The sequence below is a fragment of the Pseudomonas sp. FBCC-B1565 genome (assembly GCF_059133265.1).
In genome coordinates, this window is the sequence record NZ_CP101438.1 from 4,598,821 (window position 1) to 4,618,544 (window position 19,724).

A 19,724-nucleotide genomic window follows, 5' to 3' on the forward strand; every position below is an offset into this window, starting at 1 on the left:
ATGCCATCAAGCCCGGTTTACACAAGCGAGATTGGCAACCACAAGGCACCGAACACAAGTCGTTGGCGCCACAATAATGGCAAAAAGCTACACGCCCGTCGTTTTCAGAATGGTCGAGGTCGATCTGGCAGGTCCCATGGCGCGGAATAACGCCAGTGCCCGTTGATCAGCAGCATAGGCCACATTGATTCGCAGCCACTCACTGGGCTCATCCGTTGGACTGAACAGTGCCCCCGGCGACAACAAAACCCCCAGCCGCCGGGCACACGCCTGCAACCGCGACCGATCCCCCACCCCTGGCCGCGCCCACACGAACATCCCGCCGGCAGGGTTGGCGAACACCTCCCACTCCTCATCCTCCAGCACCTGCAAGGTCGCGGCCATTTGCGCACTCAGCCGCTTGCGCAGACGCTGTACCCACTTGCGATAGGTGCCATTTGCCAGCAGTGTCGCCACCACGGCCTCGGCAAACCGCGAAGTGCCGAAGCCGGTCAAAGTCTTGAGGCTGGCCAATTGCGCGATGATCGCCGTGCTGGCGCTGAGATAGCCCACGCGCAAGGCGCTGCTCAGGGTCTTGGAAAAGCTTGCGACGTAGATCACCCGGTCACCGTGGGGTAACGCCGAGAGTCGCGTGCAACTGGCGTGTTGCAGATCACCGAACACGTCCTCCTCGATAATCAAAAAGTTCTCGCGGTGCGCCAGCTCCAACACACGCTCCGCCACGGTGCGACTCAGGCTTGAACCGGTGGGGTTGTGATACAGGCTGTGGATGAACAGGCACTTGGGCCGATAACGCTGAAGCAAGGCTTCAAGCGCCGGGATGTCCGGCCCGCCACGGGTGCGTGGCACCTGCAGCAGTTGCACACCATGGAATGCCAGTTGCCGATAAAGGTTGCCGTACCCCGGCGTTTCGACCACCACGCAATCACCGGCCTTGAGTAAGGTGCGTATCAGCAGGTCCTGTGCATGGCTGGCGCCCGCCGTGGTGAGGATGCCGTCAAGGTGGCTGGGGATGTGCGCCTGGGTCAGGCGCTTGAGCAATTGCTCGCGCAACGCCGGGAGCCCCAATGGGGTGCTGTAGTTGAACAGCGCAGCCGTGTCGCAGCGGGTGACTTCGCGAATCGCGTAGCTGATGTCATCGCTTTCGCGCCAGGCATCCGGCAGCCAGCCGCAACCCAGTTTCAGCTCACCCAACGGGGTATCCGCGAAGGCGCCCCAATCCCGCTCGGCACCTTCGTACCACTGGCTTTCGTGCACGGTCGGTGGCTGGGCCACGCTGAAACCCGAGCCCTGTTTCGAAACCAGCAGGCCCTGGGCGACCAACCGCTCGAATGCCTCGATCACACTGGACTGGCTGAGCAGGTTATCGAGAGCCACCTGGCGAACGGAGGGTAAGCGTGTACCAGGGCTCGCCCCACTCGTGCGAATCCATTGCGCCACCGCGCTGATGATTTGCTGCACCACCGGTACAAGGGCTTGTCGATCGATCCCTAAATCCATGCGCCACTCACTTCAACTGTCTGTAATTCAACCCGAGACAGTTAAGCACGGAAGCCCACGTCGGCCGCTCGCCAATTCTTATTAAAGTATTGATTTTATTAAGTTATTTACCTACTGATACACATTCTGACAAGGCACCGTGCCAGCTATGGAAAAACCTCACACCCTCCATGACCTTTTCGAATGGAGGGCGACCTGCGGTCCTAGATAGCCGTCGCGCCACCGTCCACTGCCAAGGCGTGACCGGTAGTAAAGGCCGCACCATCGCTGCACAGGTACAGCACCGCGCTGGCGATTTCCTCGACCTTGCCGATGCGCCCGACCGGGTGCATGGCGGCGGCAAATTCGGCCTTGCGCGGGTCGGCTTCATAGGCACGCCGGAACATATCGGTATCGATCACGGCCGGGCAGACCGCATTGACGCGAATGTTCTTCTTCGCATACTCAATGGCCGCCGACTTGGTCAGGCCGATCACCGCATGCTTGGACGCGGCATAAATGCTCATCTTCGGCGCCGCGCCCAGCCCCGCGACCGACGCGGTGTTGACGATCGCCCCACCGCCCCGGGCCAACAGCAGTGGCAATTGATGCTTCATGCACAACCACACGCCTTTGACGTTGACGCCCATGATGGCGTCAAACTCGTCCAGGGTCCCATCCGCCAGCTTGCCCTTCTCGATCTCGATCCCGGCATTATTGAAGGCGTAGTCCAGGCGGCCATAGGCGGCGAGGGTCTGGGCCATCAATTGCTGCACATCCGCTTCCAGCGTGACGTTGCAGCGCACGAACAGCGCTTCGCCGCCAGCCTGGTGGATCAGTGCGACGGTGCCTTCGCCGCCCGCAACGTCCAGGTCAGCGACCACCACCTTCAACCCTTCGGCGGCGAACGCGAGTGCGGTAGCGCGGCCGATACCGGCGGCAGCGCCGGTCACCAGGGCGACCTGGCCGGAAAACGTCATGCTCATGAGGATGTCCTGTGAGGGAAAGTCGTGGATCGAGTCTAGCCAACGCAGCGCCAGGCGCGTCAGCACTATCAAAAGGCCGGTTGAAGCTGCATGCATCACAGTGATAAGAGGCGCCACCTGACTATCAGCAACACCTATCGACCGGCATTCGCACGCTCGGTGAACCTTGCTCCCGGCCCGTTCAGGGTCTATCACTTCAGGTTCATTTCCAGAAGAGTCGCTGCCATGACCGCCCAGACCAACCGCCAATTCCTGCTCGCCAAGCGCCCGGTCGGCGCGGCCACCCGGGACACCTTCACCTATCAGGAAGTCCCGGTGGGCACGCCCCAGGACGGCCAGGTGCTGGTGCGCAATGAATACCTGTCCCTCGACCCCGCCATGCGCGGCTGGATGAATGAAGGCAAGTCCTATATCCCGCCGGTCGGTATCGGTGAAGTAATGCGCGCCCTGGGCGTGGGCAAAGTGATTGCCTCGCACAACCCGGCATTCGCAGTCGGGGACTACGTCAACGGCGCCCTGGGCGTGCAGGATTACTTTCTGGGCGAGCCGCGGGGTTTCTACAAGGTCGATCCGAAACTGGCGCCCCTGCCCCGTTACCTGTCGGCACTCGGCATGACCGGCATGACCGCCTACTTCGCACTGCTGGACACCGGTGCGCCGAAGGCTGGCGAAACCGTGGTGATCTCCGGCGCGGCCGGTGCCGTGGGCAGCATTGCCGGGCAGATCGCCAAGCTCAAAGGCTGCCGTGTGGTGGGCATTGCCGGCGGCGCCGACAAGTGCAAGTTCCTGGTAGATGAACTGGGCTTCGATGCCGCTATCGATTACAAAAGCGAAGACGTGCCTGCCGCACTCAAGCGCGAGTGCCCCAAGGGCGTGGATGTGTATTTCGATAACGTCGGCGGCGATATCCTCGACGCCGTGCTCAGCCGCCTGGCATTGAAGGCGCGCGTAGTGATCTGCGGCGCCATCAGCCAGTACAACAACAAGGAAGCCGTGAAAGGTCCGGCCAACTACTTGTCATTGCTGGTCAATCGCGCGCGCATGGAAGGGTTTGTGGTGATGGATCACGCCGCAGGCTTTGCCGCTGCCGGGCAGGAAATGGCCGGCTGGATGGCCCAGGGCAAGCTCAAGAGCAAGGAAGATATCGTGGAGGGGCTGGAGACGTTCCCGGAAACGCTGATGAAGTTGTTCAACGGTGAGAACTTCGGGAAGTTGGTGCTCAAGGTCAGCTGACACACCGCAGAGCAAAATGTGGGAGGGGGCTTGCCCCCGATAGCGGTGGGTCAGACACTACATTTTTGGCTGAGCAATCGTCATCGGGGGCAAGCCCCCTCCCACATTTTTTACTGTGTTCGCTTTCAAGTGTCAGGCAATCTCAGCGACGACTGCCGCCAATGCCTTGGCCGGATCGGCCGCCTGGCTGATCGGGCGACCGATCACCAGGTAATCGGAACCTGCATCCAACGCCTGGCGCGGGGTCAGGATACGGCGCTGGTCATCCTGGGCACTGCCCGCCGGACGAATGCCTGGGGTCACCAGTTGCAGCGACGGGTGCGCGGTTTTCAGGGCCTGGGCTTCCAGCGCCGAACACACCAGGCCATCCAGGCCGGCTTTTTGCGCCAGGGCGGCCAGGCGCAGTACCTGCTCCTGGGGCTCGATGTCCAGGCCGATACCGGCCAGGTCTTCGCGCTCCATGCTGGTGAGCACGGTCACACCAATCAGCAGAGGTTTAGGGCCGCTGCGCTGTTCCAGCACTTCACGGCAGGCACTCATCATGCGCAGGCCGCCGGAGCAGTGCACGTTGACCATCCACACGCCCATTTCGGCGGCGGCCTTGACCGCCATCGCGGTGGTGTTCGGAATATCGTGGAATTTCAGGTCGAGGAATACTTCAAAACCTTTGTCACGCAGCGTACCGACGATTTCCGCCGCGCAACTGGTGAACAGTTCCTTGCCGACCTTGACCCGGCACAGCTTCGGGTCCAACTGGTCAGCCAGCTTCAGTGCGGCGTCACGAGTGGGGTAATCCAGGGCGACGATGATAGGAGTCTGGCAGACGGACATTGGAATGGGCTCTCAGGCAAGTCGAAATCGGCGCGGATTGTAGCGCAAGCGACGGCGTTGCGGGATCCGATGATCGGTAAATACTGACCAAGCGCCATCGGGTGGGCATTTCAGGTAATTATTTCAAAGCTGATACATTCACGACATGCCCCCAACACGCCCCACGGCTAGCCTCGCTCGCACGACCCACCGACCAGCACTTCCAGCCATGGGGCTGGGCGCCTATGCTGACCGCAACAACCAGGCAGATGATCGCATGATGCATACCCCTTCCGTCTCTATGAACGACGAGCAAAAAGGCGCGGTGATCGCCGACGACAAACGCTGGAACACCCGCGCGCTGATCGTTGACGACGACGTGCCGATCCGTGAACTGCTGATCGACTACCTGGCCCGCTTCGGCATTCTCGCCAGCGGAGTGACCGACGGTACGGCGATGCGCCAGGCCATGCAGGCCGAAACCTTCGACGTGGTGGTGCTCGACCTGATGCTGCCGGGCGAAGACGGCCTGTCGCTGTGCCGCTGGTTGCGTGCGGAATCGGATATCCCGATCCTGATGCTCACCGCTCGCTGCGAACCCACCGACCGCATCATCGGCCTGGAACTGGGCGCCGACGACTATATGTCCAAGCCGTTCGAGCCTCGTGAGCTGGTAGCACGCATCCAGACCATCCTGCGCCGTGTGCGTGACGACCGTACCGAACAGCGCGCCAATATCCGCTTCGACAACTGGCGCCTCAACAGTGTGCTGCGCCAATTGGTGGCCGACGATGGCCTGGTGGTGCCGCTGTCCAATGCGGAATTCCGCCTGCTGTGGGTGTTCATCGAGCGTCCGCGCCGGGTGTTGAGCCGCGAACAACTGCTGGATGCCGCCCGTGGCCGCTCCATCGAAGCCTTTGATCGCAGCATCGACTTGCTGGTGTCGCGCCTGCGGCAAAAACTCGGGGATGACCCCAAGGCCCCTCAATTGATCAAGACCGTGCGGGGTGAAGGCTACCTGTTCGACGCCCGGGACATCGGCTGATGCGCAACGCCTTCAACACGCTGTTCGGTCGACTGTTTGGCGTGTTGCTGGTGGCAATTGTGCTGGCTCATGTGCTGGCCATTTCCTGGTTTCGCTATTACGGCCCACCTCCACCGCCGCCTCAAGAGACCTTTGTCGAGCAGCCGGACGGCACGATGAAACACCTGCCCAGGCACAAGCGACCGTGGTTTGGTGGCCCGGTGGTGCCACTGACGTTCCAGTTCATCTCGTTGATCATCGCAGCCTGGTACGGCGCCAAGCTGCTGAGCCGGCCGATCCAGCGCCTGAGTGAAGCCGCCGAGCGCCTGAGCCTGGACCTCGACAGCCCGCCCCTCGATGAATCTGGCCCGCGTGAGGCACAGCAAGCGGCGTCGACCTTTAACCTGATGCAGCGACGCATCCGCGAGCAAGTCAGCCAACGCGCGCGCATGCTCGGGGCCGTCTCCCATGACCTGCGCACCCCGTTGTCACGCCTGAAGCTGCGCCTGGAACAGATCGAAGAGACCCGGCTGCAAGGCCAGATGCGCCAGGACCTGGACGACATGATCGGCATGCTCGACGCGACCCTGAGCTACCTGCACGAACAACGCACCAGCGAAACCCGGCATTGGCTGGACGTGCAGGCGCTGGTCGAGTCCATGAGCGAAAACGCCCAGGACCAGGGCGCCGATGTGCAGTTCGGCGGGACCTGCGCACCGCTGCAAGTGCAACCGATGGCGTTGCGATCATGCCTCAACAACCTGATCGACAACGCCCTGCGCTACGCCGGCTCGGCACGCATCGAACTGGCGGACAGCCGCGAAGCGCTGGTCATCCGGGTGATCGACCATGGCCCCGGGATTGCCGCCGACCAGCGCGAGGCGGTGTTCGAACCGTTCTATCGCCTGGAAGGCTCACGCAACCGCAACTCCGGCGGGGTCGGCCTGGGCATGACGATTTCCAAGGAAGCGGCGGAACGCCTCGGCGGTCGGTTGCACCTGGAAGAAACCCCCGGGGGTGGTTTGACAGCCGTGATGTGGTTGCCACGCGTCTAGAGCGGCTTGTCTTCCCGCCGCCCCTGGGCCTGGGTCGCACTCCAATCCATCAACAGGCTGTAGGCCACCGCCAGCAGGGTCGGGCCGATAAACAGGCCGATGAAACCAAAGGCAATCAAGCCGCCGAACACCCCGAGCAGCACAATGACCAACGGCAGGTTGCCGCCGCGGCTGATCAGGTAAGGCTTGAGCACGTTGTCCACGCCACTGATGATGAACGTGCCCCACACGCCGAGGAACACCGCGTAGGTGTAATCGCCCTTCCAGGCCAGCCAGGCCGTGGCCGGGATCCACACCAGTGGCGGCCCCATGGGAATCAGGCTGAGCAGGAAGGTGACGATGCCCAGCACCAGCGCACCCGGCACCCCGGCGATCAGGAAACCGATCAGCGCCAACAAGGCCTGGGCGGCGGCCGTGCCGATCACGCCGTTGACCACGCGCTGCACGGTGCCGGCCACCAGTTCGATGTAGTAGCCCGCGCGATCGCCGATCAAGCGCTCCAGCAGGCGGTGAACAAACATCGCCAGGCGCGGCCCGTCCCGGTAGAAAAAGAACACGAAGACCAGGCTCAGGGTCAGTTCTAGAATCCCACCGCCGATTTGCGCACTGCGCGCCAGCAACCAATTGCCGACCTGCCCCAGGTAGGGCTTGATGCTGACCATCAAGGCTGCGCCCTGCTGGTCGATGCTGTCCCACATCGCCACCAGCCGCTCGCCGACCAACGGGATCGAGCCTAGCCAGGCAGGCGCCTCCGGCAAGCCGTCGACCTGGATATCCTTGATCAACGCCGTCGCATCGCGCACGTGGTCCGCGAGGTTGAACCCCAGCCACACCAGGGGCAGCGCCACCAGCAGCATCCAACCCAACGTCAGGATGCCAGCGGCCAAGGATTCGCGCCCACCCAGCCAGCGGGTGAGCAGGACCATCAACGGCCAACTGGCAAAGGCCAGTACCGCGCCCCAGAACAGCGCCGACCAGAATGGCGCCATCACCCAGAAGCTGGCACCGAACAGCACCAGCAGCAGGATTTGCACCAGTAGGCGATCGTTATTGAGCATGGAGTATCTCTAGAAGAAGGCTGTAGGAAGAGAGCTTAGGCGAACGGCACGGGTCCGTTCGCCTTGTAACGGTCAGCGTATCAGATGCAGGTGCAGGCCTTTGGTTTCAGCGGAGCCGATTTCCATGCGCGCGGCGCGTACACCGTTGTCGACCAGGGCCTGGCGCCAGGCTTCGGCGTTCGGGCCGGTAAGGCTGACGCGCAAGGTGGTATCAAGGTTCAAGCCACGGGAAATCAGGGTCAGCCAAGTGTCGTCAGGCTCACCGCCCAGTGCGGGAAAGTCCAGCTCGCCGGTGCTTTTCAACTCACGCAGCAGTGTTGCGGAGGTGGGCAGCAGGTCGGCCAGCGGCGCGTTGGCGTCCAGTTGCTCCACGTGCAGATAGGCGCGGCGGTTGCCACGGGTGATGCCATACAGCGCCACCAGCGAGTTTTCCTGGGGGGCTGCCAGGCGCAACAGCAGGTATTCCTGCTGGCCGTCGGCACCGACCAACTTGGCGTTGCCGAACACTTCATTGGCCCACAGGCTGCTTTCGCCGCAATCTCGGGCCTGGCACCAGAACAGCAACTGCGCGCCCTTCGCCTGCAGCGCTTCGCGCGTCGCGGTGAATGCGGCACTGGAGCTGTGTTCGGCAGGTAATTCATAGGTGATGGCAGTGGCTTGGCCCCGCGCGGTGGCCTGGCCTTCATAGCGCAACTGGCCGCTGATCTTGCGGATGGCGCCCATGGGGTAGATGCGTTCTTTTTCTTCGGCGGGACGGTAGTCGACGATTTGCGCGTCGACCTGGCGGGCCACGGTGGGCAAGTCCTGGCTACCCGGTACGTCGGCGGCAAATACCAGTGGGCTCAGAAGGCTCAAGCCCAGGATACGGATACATCCGTTACGCACGCTCATAAGATCAACGAGCCCTGGCCATCGGAGGTCACAGCGGTGTTGAAGTAGTTCATGGTTGACTCCCTTTCAATCCGCCCAGCCTCGGCAGTTGACCGCCCCAAGTCAAGGCGCGCAGAAGAACCGATTGAAACAGTCTGCAACAAGGACCGCGCCAGGCTCGTCATTCAGGTGTAAATGATGGCCGCCCGGCAGCGTGGTGACGGTAAAGGGTAGCTGGGAAAGCAATTCGGAATGTTTCGCCAACATGCCGTCTGCGGCCACCACCAACTGCGTAGGACAACCCACACGCCGCACGAAGGCCATCGCCTGCTCATCGGTCAGACGCATCGGCGAAGCCAGGGTCAGGCGGCTGTCGCTGCGCCAGGTGTAACCGCCCGGCACCGGCATCAGACCGCGCTGGGCCAGCAGTTCGGCGGCTTCGCGACTGACCGCCACCACGCCTTTCATGCGCGCCTCGACCGCTCGGTCCAGGCTGTTGTAGACCGGCTTGCGCTTGTCCTGCAGATTCAATTGCGCCTGCAACGCCATGCCCAGCCGCTCGGCGGCGTTGTCAGCGCTGGCGGTCGGCGGGATCACCCCGTCGATCAATCCGAGGTGCGTCACCCGTTCCGGCAGCGCACCGGCCAGCACCAGGGAAACGATGGCGCCGAGGGAGTGGCCAAGTAATGCAAAACGTTTCCATCCCAGTTGCTCGGCGACTTGCAGCACGTCGTACACGTAATCCCACAAGGCGTAACCGGCGCCGATAGGACGATGCGCCGAATGCCCATGCCCGGCCATGTCCAGTGCAACGATGCGCAAACCCTGAAGTTTCGGCGCCAGCCGCGCAAAGCTGTTGGCGTTGTCCAGCCATCCATGCAGCGCGATCACCGGCAAACCATCCTCGGGACCAAACAGATGGGCTGCCAATTCGATGTGCGGCAGGCGCAGGCGCACTTCTTCGACCGGTGTGCTCATGCGCAACTGCGCTCGCGGGCTTCCCAGCGGGAAAACAGGCTCTTGATCAAGGTCGCGGTGTCCTGGGGGCGTTCAAGAGGGAACATGTGGCCGCCGGGCATGGTGAGCATTTCGCCCAGGGGCAGGCGACAGACGCCGCTGGCGTGGTGACGCATCACCACCCGGCTCTGGCGGCCGCGCACCACCGCCAACGGCACCTTCATCTGGCGCACCTGGCCGGGACTGGTGTGGGGCACGCCCCGGTAGATGCTGATTTCGGTGGCAGGGTCGAAGCGCAGGCGCAAGCGATCGCCCACTTGCTGCAGGCCATGTTGCAGGTAGGCATCGAAGCATTCGGGATCAAAGCCACGAAACAGGGTCTTGCCGGCGAAGTAACGGCGCGCCGCTTCCAGGTCGCTGAACTCCTCGCGTCGGCCCAGGGTGCGGCCGGCCGGGGTCAGGCGGTCGATAAAACCGAAGCGCTTGGCCGCGCGGATCACCCAGCGGTCGGCGCGGGTCAGCACCGGCGAATCGAGCATGACCACCCCACGGTACAACTGCGGGCAACGCATGGCCGCGTGCAGATGCAACACGCCACCGAGGGAATGCCCCACGCCCCACACCGGTTCCGGCTGCTGCTCCAAGTGGTGGATCAGCTCATCCACCAGGTTCTGCCAGTTATCGTCCACCGGAAACCTGGGGTCGTGACCGTGCTGCGGCAAGTGCGCCACTGCATATTCCGGGGCCAGGGCGGCAAACAGCTTGCCGTAGGTGGCCGAGGGGAAACCATTGGCGTGGGCGAAAAACACATGCTGCGACATACCGGATCCATCGACAAAAACAGAGATTGATTGTCACCAGCCCCGACCGCCACAGCAATGACTGTAACTGCCAGGAATGATGACACTCACGCCACGCCTATCGCGCCGGCGGGTTCTCGCCCAGCGGCACCACCGCCATGGTCAGGCGCGACACGCAATTGGCCTTGCCGTCGTCGCTGGTCAGGCGAATGTCCCACACCTGGGTGGTGCGGCCGATATGGATCGCCCTGGCCACTGCCGTCACCCGCCCGCTGCGCACGCCGCGCAGGTGGTTGGCATTGATCTCCAGGCCCACGCAATAGAACTTGCTCGCATCGATACACAGGTAGGCGGCCATGGAGCCGACGCTCTCGGCGAGGACCACCGATGCGCCGCCATGCAACAAGCCGTAGGGCTGGTGGGTACGATGGTCGACCACCATGCTGGCGGTCAGCGATTCGTCGTCGAAGCGTTCAAAACGGATATCCAGCAGTTCACCAATGGTGTTTTTCTGGATCGCATTGAGTTGGTCGATGTTCGGTTGCGTGCGCCACAGGCTCATACGGATGTCCTTGTTGGTTTTATGATGGCCCTAATCCTGCCACAGAACGGTTTCGGAACGCTCGCTCCACCTCTGGAAATGTTCACCGTAGGTCGATTCGATAATGTTGCGTTTGATCTTGAGCGTCGGGGTCAAGAAGCCGTTTTCCACCGCCCAGTTGTCTTTCACTACCACTAGATGGCGCAGGCGTTCATGCTTGTCCAATGCTTGATTGACCTGCTCCAGCCAGCGTTCAAGGCTGCTGCGCAGCGCATGCGGGTCCTCGCTGATTGCCGACAACACGCACAGCCCCATCGGTGCGGTCAGGCCATCGCCCACCACGCACACCTGTTCGATGCGCGCATGTTCGGCCAGGCGGTTCTCAATCGGCGCCGGGGCCACGTACTTGCCTTTGCTGGTCTTGAAGATCTCCTTGAGGCGCCCGGTCAGGCGCAGCCGGCCGTCGGCAGCCTGCTCGCCCTTGTCACCGGTGCGCAGGAAGCCGTCGGCGGTGATCGTCTCGGCGGTTTTCAGCGGGTCCTTGTAGTAGCCGAGCATGGTCGCACCGCTGCGCACTTGCACTTCGCCCGCAGGATCGATGCGCACCTCAACACCGGGGCACGGCAGGCCGATCCAGCCGAGGGTCTGCTGGCCGGGGCGACACACATGGGAGTAACCGCAACTCTCGGTCATGCCATACACCTCAAGCACGTCCAGGCCCAGGCGTTGATACCAGCGCAGCAGCGCCTCGGGCACCGGCGCCGCCCCGGACAGCGCGATGCGCAACGCATCCAGGCCCAGGCCGGCGAGCACCTTGCGGCCCACGCGCTTGCCGATGAAGGGCAGGCGCAGCAGGGTATCGAGGCGTTTTTCCGGGATTTTGGCGTAGACGCCCATCTGGAATTTGGTCCAGATACGCGGTACGCCAAACAGCGCGGTCGGCCGCGCCCTGCGCAGGTCGGTCAGAAACGTCTCCAGGCTTTCGGCGAAAAACACCGTCTGCCCGGTGTAGATCGCCGCCATTTCCACAAACATGCGCTCGGCCACATGGCACAGCGGCAGGTAGGACAACAGGCGGTCGCCCTCCCCCAACCCGAACAACTCGGTGCCACGAGTGGCGGCAAACCCCAGCGCGCCGAAGCTGTGCATCACGCCCTTGGGCAGGCCGGTGGTACCGGAGGTGTAGATGATGGTGGCCAGGTCCGTAGCGGCCGGCAGCGGGTCGTCCTGGATCGGCGAGCAGGCTTGCAGGTCGGCCCAACTGAAATCGAACGCGCCGGTTGGGCACAGCGGCAAGCTGATGGTCGGGACATCGAACGGCACGCCGGGCGCCATGGCGGGCCAGTCGTCTAGCTTGCCGATAAACGTCAGCGCCGCCTCGGAATGGCTGAGCACATGGGCCACGGAGTCGGCAGTGAGGTTGGGATACAGCGGCACCGAGACATGCCCGGCCATCCAGATCGCCAGGTCGGCAATGATCCAGTGCGCGCAGTTTTTCGAGATCAGGGCAATGTGCGAGCCTGGGGGCAGCTCGCGGGCGCGCAGCCAGTGCGCGGCGCACCGGGCCTGATGGCCGGCTTCGCCCCAAGTGAGGCGTTGCACCTCGCCGCCGCCAACGGGCTGCACCAGAAACGTCTGGCGCGGGTGCCGCGCTTCACGTTCGAAAAACACCTGCAACGGCAATCGAAATGCGACGGGCATGGGACGCGCTCCTTTGTGGTCCGACGATAGCCAACCAAGCACTTGCTTGGTTGACTATATAGCACACACAAAGCAGCGATAAAGCCTACGGATTCTTCACGCTGACCAGGCTCATCAGCCCCGCCAGCGGGAAATCCCCCTCTAGTTCCGCCAGGCTAGCGGTGTACATCGGCTGCGGCTGGCGCTGGTGGCCGTGCTGCAGGAAGCTGATCAGGCTGCCGACCAGAGGCTGATGGCTGACCAGCAGCACATTGTCGTCGGTGTCGAGTTTTTCCAGCACCTTCAACGGGTTGCCATCGGGGGTCAGCCACGGCACCGTGCGGATCTCCGGCTCGAAGCCCAACGCATCACGCACCAGGTGCGCGGTCTGCTGCGCCCGTACGTAAGGGCTGGCGATGATCGCGCTGAGGGGCTGGCCGATCAGGTGCGCAGCACTGCGCAACACTTCGCCACGGCCGTGCTCGGTGAGGTTGCGTTCGGCATCGGTGCGCGCATGCCCTTCGGCCTCGCCGTGGCGCAGTATCCACAACTTCACAGTTTCGGCTCTTCATCACGCACCGGGTGCGGTGCCGGCGGCACGCTGTGGGCGGCTTCGCCCTCAGGCGCAAGCGGGGTCGGCCAGTCAGCAAACGGCCACGGCTTTTGCTCGGTATGGAAGCTGCCGAAACGGCCGATCTGCGCCAGGAACTGGCTGAGGCTGTCGCCGAAGTTCATCAGGCCCAGGTTCGGGGCGCCGTAGACCAGGCGGTAGATCAGTTGCACCACCACCAGCGCGCCGAGCAGGAACTGCGCCACTTGCCAAACCAGGGCAAACACCAGCATCCACAGGATGCGCAGGGCAATGGATTCGTACTTGGGGGCTGCTTTCGGATCGTTCATGACGCGTTCCTCAGTTGAAACCACTGGTGGAAATAAAGTCGACATCGGTCTTGGGCTCGGCGCGCATCAGCAACTCGATGACCTGGTTCAAGGTGCGCCCTTCAAACAGGATCGCGTGCAGCCCGGCGACCAACGGCATGTACACGCCAGCTTCCTGGGCCTTGGCCTTGAGCACCTTGAGGGTATTGACGCCCTCGGCCACTTCGCCCAGGCGCGTGACTGCATCCTCAAGGCTCAGGCCCTGGCCCAGGGCGAACCCGACTTGATAGTTGCGACTTTTCGGCGAGGAGCACGTGACGATCAGGTCGCCCACGCCCGCCAGCCCGAGGAAGGTCATCGGGTTGGCGCCCTGGTTCACCGCAAAGCGGGTCATCTCGGCCAGGGCGCGGGTGATCAACATGCTTTTGGTGTTCTCGCCCATGCCCAGCGCCACGGCCATGCCGGCGATGATCGCGTAGACGTTTTTCAGCGCACCGCCCAGCTCGACGCCAAAGCGGTCGCTGCTGGCGTAGACCCGGAAGGTACGACCGTGCAACACGGCCTGGACCCGTTCGCAGAGTTCTTCGTCTTCACTGGCGACTACGGTGGCGGTCAGTGCGTGCTCGGCCACTTCCCGCGCCAGGTTCGGCCCGGACAGCACGCCAATACGCGCCTGGGGGGCGATCTCTTCGAGGATTTCGCTCATCAGCTTGAAGGTCTGCGCCTCGATGCCCTTGGTCAGGCTGACCAGCAGCTTGCCCGCCAGGCGTTCGGCGTGGGGCGCCAGCACCGAGCGCAAGGCGCTGGACGGCAGCGCGACGAAGCACAGGTCGCAGGCCGTGAGGGTTTCCAGCAGGTCAGTGACCGGCTCGACCGCCGGATGAATCTTGATGCCTTTGAGGTAACGCGGATTTTCCCGGTGCACCCGAATGGCCTCGGCCTGTTCGGGATCGCGCATCCACTGGCGCACAGCGTGACCATTCTCGGCCAGCAGGTTAGCCACGGCGGTACCAAAACTTCCGCCTCCCAGGACCGCGATAGGGCGCTGTTCAGTCATATGCAATCCGTTAATCCATACCAGTGGCGATGGCGGCATTATACGGGCCGACCCGCCGGCGGCCAGCCCCCGTATCAATTCGTGCGCTTGTCGGAAAATGCCACACTTACATGAAGTAATTGCAAGTCCTGCGACTGGCAAATGGCCCCACCTCAGTTAACATGGGCGGCTATCCGTAATTATCAAGGCCGTGCCGTGTATTTGGGCCCTCCTCCCCGTTCATCTCTGTGGTTGATGCTGCTGTGCAGTGCGCCTGTCATGGCCGACGACCTGTTCCTCGACAGCCAGCCGTTGCCCCAGGTGTTGACCGCCACACGCCTCAAGCAATCGGCCGCCGCCGTGCCCGGCAGCATGACCGTGATCGACAGCGAGCTGATCAAGGCCAGCGGCGCGCGGAATATCAGCGAGTTGCTGCGCCTGGTGCCGGGGATGATGGTCGGCTACACCTCCGGCAACCAGGCGGCGGTGAACTACCACGGCACCAGCGCCAGCGATGCGCGGCGCATGCAGGTGCTGATCGACGGCCGCTCGGTGTACCGTGCGGGCCTGGCCACCGTGGACTGGAGCGACATTCCGGTGGCCATGGAAGATATCGAGCGCATCGAAGTGTTCCGCGGCCCCAACACCGTCAGCTACGGCGCCAATGCCTTGATGGCGGTGGTCAACATCCTCACGCGCTCGCCCGCCAACAGCCACGGTACGCGGGTCAAGGTGGTGCGTGGCGAACGTGGCATCAACGACTTCTATGCCAGCCAGGGCGTCGGCTGGGAAACCGGCGATTTGCGCCTGTCGCTGTCCGGCCAGCAGGACGATGGCTTCGACAGCGACGCCGCTGGCGCCGACCGCCGCGACGGGCGGCGCCTCAACCGCTTCAGCCTGGCAGTTAGCCAGACGTTGAACGCGCAGCAGAGCATCGACTGGCAACTGGATGCGAAGGAAGGCACCAACCAACGTCCGTATACCTACAGCCCGGTATTCGCCGGGATTACCGAAGGTGGCAACAACTCCGACGTCACGGCCAAGGACTACGCCGGCTCGCTGCGCTGGAATTTTGATTTCAACCCCGAGCACAGCCTGTACATCCAGGGCTCGGCCCAGCAGTGGGACCGCCGCCAAATCTGGAAGGCCTGCGACGCCAAAGTGTCGTTCAGCCCGGAATTGACCCAACTGTGGCAGATGAACCCCAACTACGCCGAACTGCTGGCCCGGCACATGGACACCTACAGCCAAGGCACCGCGCCACCGGGCAGCGCCGCCGAGCAAGCGCTGGCCAACCAGGTGCTGGACCAATGGCGTAACGGCGCCAACCAGAGCGTGTGCGGAGACATCGACCAGAGCACCCGCGAAAGCCGCTACGATCTGGAAATCCAGGATACCCTCAGCCTCTCCGACAGCCTGCGCCTGGTCAGCGGCATGAATTACCGCTACGACCGTGCCGACTCCGACACCTACTTCAACGGCACCCTGGACGACACCACTTGGCGCCTGTTCGGCCAGTTGGAATGGCGCGCCAGCGAACATTGGCTGCTGCAAGGCGGCGCCATGTATGAGGACACGCACCTGAGCGGCAACTCGCTCACGCCACGGGTGGCGGTCAACTACCTGATCAACCCGCGCCATGGCTTGCGCGCGGTGTACTCCGAAGCCATCCGCTCGCCGGACATGTTCGAGAACAACGTCAACTGGAGTTATCGCGTCACCAACCTCAGCTCCCCGGCCTACGGTCAGACCACCGGGCAATACTTCGTAAAGACGCGGGGGCCGGGCAACCTCGATAAAGAGATGATGAAGTCGCGGGAATTGGGGTACAACGGCTTCTTTGCCGACATCGGGCTGAACATGGACGTGAAACTGTTCTACGACGAAATCACCGACATGATCAGTTCGCCGCTGCGCAATAACCAGTACATTGCCAGCAACGCCAACAGCGCACGCTTCACCGGCGCCGAATCCCAGTTCGACTGGCGCGTGAGCAACGCCGACCGCCTGCGGCTGACCTATGCTTACGTCGATGCCACCAGCAGCAACCCGCGGGACAAAGCACAGACCGCGCGCAACAGTGGCTCTGCCGGTTGGTTGCGCGAATGGGGCCAAGGCTGGTCCAGCGCGTTGTTCTACTACGGCGATGACGCACTCAACCAATATCGCTTCGAACGGGTCGACCTGCGGGTGGCCAAGCGCATTGCCCTGGGCAAAGCCAACGTGGAGCTGGCCGGCATGTTGCAACAACGCCTTGATCACCAGCCCACCACCTGGGCCGATAACAATTATGACCATCGCCATGTGCTCTACTTCAGCGCGGAGCTAGAGTTCTGACATGGGCGACTCGTCACGGATGACCTGCTTTTTTATCCACACGCTCTGGCGACGCATTCTGCTGCTCGCGTGCCTGCTGTTTGCCGCGCCGGCCTGGAGTGCCGAGATCCTGTTGACCGCCGCCGAAGACGGCGTCGGCGTGCAGGCCTTCGCCCAAGCCCTGGCCCAGCAACGCCCCGAAGACCGCGTCACCTTCACACCACTCAAAAACTTGCCAGCCCCTGGTCGACTGCCGGCCAACACACGCCTGATCCTGCTCGACCTGCCCGGCCTCGACTGGCGCCTGCAGGAAACCCAGGGCCCGCCGACCCTGGTGCTGCGTATCAGTCGGTTACAGGCCCATCAACGCCTGGGCAGCACACCTCACCCGCACATCAGCCTACTGTGGAGCGACCCACCGCTGGAGCGCCAACTGCGCCTGATCGCCGCCATCCTGCCCCAGGCGCGGCGCATCGGCGTGCTGTATGGCGCCGACAGTGAGTTCCTGCTGCCCGAACTGCGCCAACACGCCACACCGCTCGGCCTGGAAATCGTGCCACAGCTCTGGGACAACATTAATGACAGCCGCCCGCTGCAAAACCTGTTCAGGAACAGTGACGTGCTGCTCGGCCTCGATGACCCGCAGTTGTACAACCCGAAAACCGCGAAGAACCTGTTGCTGAGCAGCTATGCCCAGCAATTGCCGCTGGTGGGCCCGAATGCAGGCTTTGTGCGGGCCGGCAGCCTGGCCAGTACCTACAGCGACCAGGCCGACTGGCTGGCCGTGCTAGACCGTCTGCTCGACCACCCGCCGGCCAACTGGCCGCGCTCGCTGTACCCGGAACACTTCAAAGTCGTGGGCAACCCGCAAGTCGCGCGCTCACTGGGGATCGAACAGGTGGACGAAGCCGGCGTCGCGATCCGCTTGGCCGAAGGAGAAAAACGCCCATGACCTTGCGCCGTCGTTGGGACATCAACACCCGCACCCAGCTCATCACCCTGGGCCCGGCGCTGTTGCTGACGTTGCTGTTGATCAGCTTTTTCACCTTCGTGCGGATCCAGGACTTGCGCCAGGAACTGGACCACACCGGCCAGTTGATCGCCAACCAACTGGCGCCCGCCACCGAGTACGGGGTGATCTCCGGCAACAACGAAGTGCTCGACAGCCTGCTGCGCGCCACGCTCGCTACGCCCCATGTGCGGTTCCTGGAGATCCAGGACAGCAGCGAGAACATCCTGGTGTATGTCGAGCAACCGTCGGAAAAACACGACCGTTCGCTGTCGGTGAAAGTGTTCCAGGCACCGATTCGCCTGCAACACATCCAGTTGGGCAATGATTTTTTCCAGGACAACCTCAACGAACCCAAAGCACCGCGGGCCGACTACCTGGGCCGGGTGATCGTCGGCATGTCCAACGACGCATTCAGCCAGCGCCAGCAGGAGATCCTGTTCAAGGCCGGCATCCTGGCGCTGTTCGCCCTGCTGTTTACCTTCCTGCTCGCCCGACGCCTGGCCGCCAGCCTGTCGCAGCCGATCAGCGCCATGGGCCACGCCGTAAAAGCCATCCAGCAAGGTGACTACAAGACGCCGTTGCCGATCGTGGACGACTCGGAATTGGGCGACCTGTCGCGACACATCAATAACCTGGCCGAAGGCCTCAACCAGGCCAGCCGCGAACAGCAGCAGGCCATGGCCCAGTTGATCCAGACCCGCGAAGAGGCCGAGCGCGCCAACAACGCCAAGTCGGATTTCCTGGCTATGATGAGCCATGAGCTGCGCACGCCCATGAACGGCGTGCTGGGCATGTTGCAATTGCTGGAAACCACCGAGATGACCGAGGAGCAGACCGAGTACGCGGCGCTGGCCTCCGAATCCACCGAGCACTTGCTCAAGGTCATCAACGACATCCTCGACTTCTCGCGCATCGAACGCGCGGCCCTGGAGCTGGAGCATATTCCGTTCAACCTGGCGGACCTGATCAACAGCTGCGCCCAGGCGTTCCAGCACAGCGCCCAGCAGCGCGGGTTGGCGTTGAAACTGTCGATTCCACCAGGGTTGGACGCTTTGCGCGTGCAGGGCGATCCGACGCGAATCCGCCAGATCCTGGTGAACCTGATCGGCAACGCGCTGAAGTTCACCGAGCAGGGCAGCGTCAGCGTCGAACCCCATTGGCAGACCCTCGACCATGAACTGGTGTGGTTCACCTGCACCGTGCGCGACAGCGGCATCGGGATTTCCGCCGAACGCCTGGAGTTGATGTTCGATGCGTTCCAGCAGGCCGACAGTTCCATTTCAAGACGTTACGGCGGCACCGGCCTGGGCCTGCCCATCGCCCGTACCCTGGCCGAACGCATGGGCGGCACCCTGCGCGCGCAAAGTGAAGAAGGCCGCGGCTCGGTATTTACCCTGGAAATTCCCCTGGCCATCGACCAGCAGAGCGTACCGGCCATCGCGCAAGGCGCCGACGGCAAAGCCAACGCCGGCGATGGCCGCCATGTATTGCTGGTAGAGGACAACCCGGTCAACCGCACCGTGGTCGAAGCCATGTTGCGCAGCCTCGGCTTTGAAGTGAGCCTGGCCACCGACGGTGCCGAGGCGATCCGCAGTGCCGAGAGCCTGATTTTCACCGCGATCCTGATGGATTGCCGGCTGCCGCTGATCGACGGCTACGAGGCCACCCGCAAGATCCGCCAACTGCCCGGCTGCGCCGACCTGCCGATCATCGCCCTGACTGCCAACGCGTTGCAGGGCGACCGTGAAGCCTGCCTGGCAGCCGGAATGAACGATTACCTGGCCAAGCCGTTCAAACGCACGGATTTGCAGCAAATCCTGCAGCGCTGGGTGCAATAGCGCCGCGCCATCAGCCAACTCCGACTGGCGTGAAAGACGAAAGTGCGGCAGTCTTAGGCACCCGAACGGGCCTATAAACAGGCCCGGTTTAAAATTTCAGTGAACAAGTGTACATTCAGTGCCTTGCCGCTGTGACTTTCACTACAACGC

Annotated in this window: 18 protein-coding genes; 6 read left to right on the plus strand and 12 right to left on the minus strand. The window is 63.0% G+C overall.

What is annotated here, in order from left to right:
• Positions 1 to 87: 87 nt before the first annotated feature.
• Positions 88 to 1,500 carry an aminotransferase-like domain-containing protein gene (locus NL123_RS21205; protein WP_494356278.1) on the minus strand — a complete coding sequence of 471 codons (1,413 nt, stop codon included), beginning with the start codon at positions 1,498 to 1,500 and terminating at the stop codon, positions 88 to 90.
• A 203-nt stretch (positions 1,501 to 1,703) separates the two neighbouring features.
• Entirely contained in the window at positions 1,704 to 2,465 is a 762-nt protein-coding gene (locus NL123_RS21210; RefSeq protein ID WP_494356279.1) for an SDR family oxidoreductase, read from the minus strand.
• A gap of 225 nt (positions 2,466 to 2,690) precedes the next feature.
• Between NL123_RS21210 and NL123_RS21215 the strand changes: the two genes are divergently transcribed.
• Positions 2,691 to 3,698: an NADP-dependent oxidoreductase gene (locus tag NL123_RS21215; RefSeq protein WP_494356280.1), complete on the plus strand. Its 1,008-nt coding sequence runs from the start codon at positions 2,691 to 2,693 to the stop codon at positions 3,696 to 3,698.
• 132 nt (positions 3,699 to 3,830) lie between these two features.
• Here the strand turns inward: NL123_RS21215 and pyrF are convergent, their stop codons facing one another.
• Positions 3,831 to 4,529: an orotidine-5'-phosphate decarboxylase gene (gene pyrF / locus NL123_RS21220; protein WP_010211681.1), complete on the minus strand. Its 699-nt coding sequence runs from the start codon at positions 4,527 to 4,529 to the stop codon at positions 3,831 to 3,833.
• A gap of 256 nt (positions 4,530 to 4,785) precedes the next feature.
• Here pyrF and NL123_RS21225 point away from each other — a divergent pair, with 256 nt between their 5' ends.
• Complete coding sequence (locus NL123_RS21225; RefSeq protein WP_445764755.1) at positions 4,786 to 5,553, plus strand: response regulator; 768 nt, start codon at positions 4,786 to 4,788, stop codon at positions 5,551 to 5,553.
• Positions 5,553 to 6,587 carry a sensor histidine kinase gene (locus tag NL123_RS21230; protein ID WP_494356281.1) on the plus strand — a complete coding sequence of 345 codons (1,035 nt, stop codon included), beginning with the start codon at positions 5,553 to 5,555 and terminating at the stop codon, positions 6,585 to 6,587. The genes NL123_RS21225 and NL123_RS21230 overlap by 1 nt, the downstream gene beginning before the upstream one ends.
• On the opposite strand, the gene NL123_RS21235 is transcribed toward NL123_RS21230, so the two are convergent.
• From NL123_RS21235 to NL123_RS21275, 9 genes are all read right to left on the minus strand, one after another.
• A complete protein-coding gene (locus tag NL123_RS21235; protein ID WP_310862795.1) occupies positions 6,584 to 7,645 on the minus strand; it encodes an AI-2E family transporter in 1,062 nt (353 codons plus the stop codon). The two genes, NL123_RS21230 and NL123_RS21235, sit on opposite strands and share 4 nt — an antisense overlap.
• A 72-nt stretch (positions 7,646 to 7,717) precedes the next feature.
• Positions 7,718 to 8,536 (minus strand): DUF4892 domain-containing protein, encoded by an 819-nt coding sequence (locus NL123_RS21240; RefSeq protein WP_494356282.1) that lies wholly within the window; start codon positions 8,534 to 8,536, stop codon positions 7,718 to 7,720.
• Positions 8,537 to 8,638: 102 nt separating this feature from the next.
• Positions 8,639 to 9,493 carry an alpha/beta hydrolase gene (locus NL123_RS21245; RefSeq protein WP_494356283.1) on the minus strand — a complete coding sequence of 285 codons (855 nt, stop codon included), beginning with the start codon at positions 9,491 to 9,493 and terminating at the stop codon, positions 8,639 to 8,641.
• Positions 9,490 to 10,293, minus strand: a complete 804-nt coding sequence (locus NL123_RS21250) for an alpha/beta fold hydrolase (protein WP_494356284.1) — start codon at positions 10,291 to 10,293, stop codon at positions 9,490 to 9,492. The genes NL123_RS21245 and NL123_RS21250 overlap by 4 nt, the downstream gene beginning before the upstream one ends.
• 97 nt (positions 10,294 to 10,390) lie before the next feature.
• On the minus strand, positions 10,391 to 10,834 hold the full coding sequence (locus tag NL123_RS21255; RefSeq protein ID WP_071496211.1) for a hotdog fold thioesterase: 444 nt from the start codon (positions 10,832 to 10,834) through the stop codon (positions 10,391 to 10,393).
• 30 nt (positions 10,835 to 10,864) lie between these two features.
• Positions 10,865 to 12,514, minus strand: a complete 1,650-nt coding sequence (locus tag NL123_RS21260; RefSeq protein WP_494356285.1) for an AMP-binding protein — start codon at positions 12,512 to 12,514, stop codon at positions 10,865 to 10,867.
• An 85-nt stretch (positions 12,515 to 12,599) separates the two neighbouring features.
• Entirely contained in the window at positions 12,600 to 13,049 is a 450-nt protein-coding gene (gene sixA, locus NL123_RS21265; protein WP_248487284.1) for a phosphohistidine phosphatase SixA, read from the minus strand.
• Positions 13,046 to 13,393, minus strand: a complete 348-nt coding sequence (locus NL123_RS21270; protein WP_248487282.1) for a DUF4389 domain-containing protein — start codon at positions 13,391 to 13,393, stop codon at positions 13,046 to 13,048. The genes sixA and NL123_RS21270 overlap by 4 nt, the downstream gene beginning before the upstream one ends.
• Before the next feature lie 10 nt (positions 13,394 to 13,403).
• Positions 13,404 to 14,429, minus strand: coding sequence for an NAD(P)H-dependent glycerol-3-phosphate dehydrogenase (locus NL123_RS21275; protein WP_248487280.1), 1,026 nt, complete (start codon positions 14,427 to 14,429; stop codon positions 13,404 to 13,406).
• Positions 14,430 to 14,624: 195 nt separating this feature from the next.
• On the opposite strand from NL123_RS21275, the gene NL123_RS21280 reads away from it, so the two are divergent.
• Genes NL123_RS21280 through NL123_RS21290 form a run of 3 tightly spaced genes read left to right on the plus strand, consistent with a single transcriptional unit; the run spans position 14,625 to position 19,574 of the window.
• Positions 14,625 to 16,745, plus strand: coding sequence for a TonB-dependent receptor plug domain-containing protein (locus tag NL123_RS21280; RefSeq protein ID WP_494356286.1), 2,121 nt, complete (start codon positions 14,625 to 14,627; stop codon positions 16,743 to 16,745).
• A 1-nt stretch (position 16,746) separates the two neighbouring features.
• Entirely contained in the window at positions 16,747 to 17,676 is a 930-nt protein-coding gene (locus NL123_RS21285) for an ABC transporter substrate-binding protein (protein WP_248487276.1), read from the plus strand.
• Positions 17,673 to 19,574 (plus strand): ATP-binding protein, encoded by a 1,902-nt coding sequence (locus tag NL123_RS21290; protein ID WP_248487274.1) that lies wholly within the window; start codon positions 17,673 to 17,675, stop codon positions 19,572 to 19,574. Before NL123_RS21285 ends, NL123_RS21290 begins: the two co-directional genes overlap by 4 nt.
• Positions 19,575 to 19,724 lie beyond the last annotated feature (150 nt).

Excerpts from the sequence above, each read along its gene's own strand:
- NL123_RS21205 (WP_494356278.1), bottom strand. The coding sequence starts at position 1,500 with ATGGATTTAGGGATCGATCGACAAGCCCTTGTACCGGTGGTGCAGCAA.
- NL123_RS21210 (WP_494356279.1), bottom strand. The coding sequence starts at position 2,465 with ATGAGCATGACGTTTTCCGGCCAGGTCGCCCTGGTGACCGGCGCTGCC.
- NL123_RS21215 (WP_494356280.1), top strand. The coding sequence starts at position 2,691 with ATGACCGCCCAGACCAACCGCCAATTCCTGCTCGCCAAGCGCCCGGTC.
- pyrF (WP_010211681.1), bottom strand. The coding sequence starts at position 4,529 with ATGTCCGTCTGCCAGACTCCTATCATCGTCGCCCTGGATTACCCCACT.
- NL123_RS21225 (WP_445764755.1), top strand. The coding sequence starts at position 4,786 with ATGATGCATACCCCTTCCGTCTCTATGAACGACGAGCAAAAAGGCGCG.
- NL123_RS21230 (WP_494356281.1), top strand. The coding sequence starts at position 5,553 with ATGCGCAACGCCTTCAACACGCTGTTCGGTCGACTGTTTGGCGTGTTG.
- NL123_RS21235 (WP_310862795.1), bottom strand. The coding sequence starts at position 7,645 with ATGCTCAATAACGATCGCCTACTGGTGCAAATCCTGCTGCTGGTGCTG.
- NL123_RS21240 (WP_494356282.1), bottom strand. The coding sequence starts at position 8,536 with ATGAGCGTGCGTAACGGATGTATCCGTATCCTGGGCTTGAGCCTTCTG.
- NL123_RS21245 (WP_494356283.1), bottom strand. The coding sequence starts at position 9,493 with ATGAGCACACCGGTCGAAGAAGTGCGCCTGCGCCTGCCGCACATCGAA.
- NL123_RS21250 (WP_494356284.1), bottom strand. The coding sequence starts at position 10,293 with ATGTCGCAGCATGTGTTTTTCGCCCACGCCAATGGTTTCCCCTCGGCC.
- NL123_RS21255 (WP_071496211.1), bottom strand. The coding sequence starts at position 10,834 with ATGAGCCTGTGGCGCACGCAACCGAACATCGACCAACTCAATGCGATC.
- NL123_RS21260 (WP_494356285.1), bottom strand. The coding sequence starts at position 12,514 with ATGCCCGTCGCATTTCGATTGCCGTTGCAGGTGTTTTTCGAACGTGAA.
- NL123_RS21270 (WP_248487282.1), bottom strand. The coding sequence starts at position 13,393 with ATGAACGATCCGAAAGCAGCCCCCAAGTACGAATCCATTGCCCTGCGC.
- NL123_RS21275 (WP_248487280.1), bottom strand. The coding sequence starts at position 14,429 with ATGACTGAACAGCGCCCTATCGCGGTCCTGGGAGGCGGAAGTTTTGGT.
- NL123_RS21285 (WP_248487276.1), top strand. The coding sequence starts at position 16,747 with ATGGGCGACTCGTCACGGATGACCTGCTTTTTTATCCACACGCTCTGG.
- NL123_RS21290 (WP_248487274.1), top strand. The coding sequence starts at position 17,673 with ATGACCTTGCGCCGTCGTTGGGACATCAACACCCGCACCCAGCTCATC.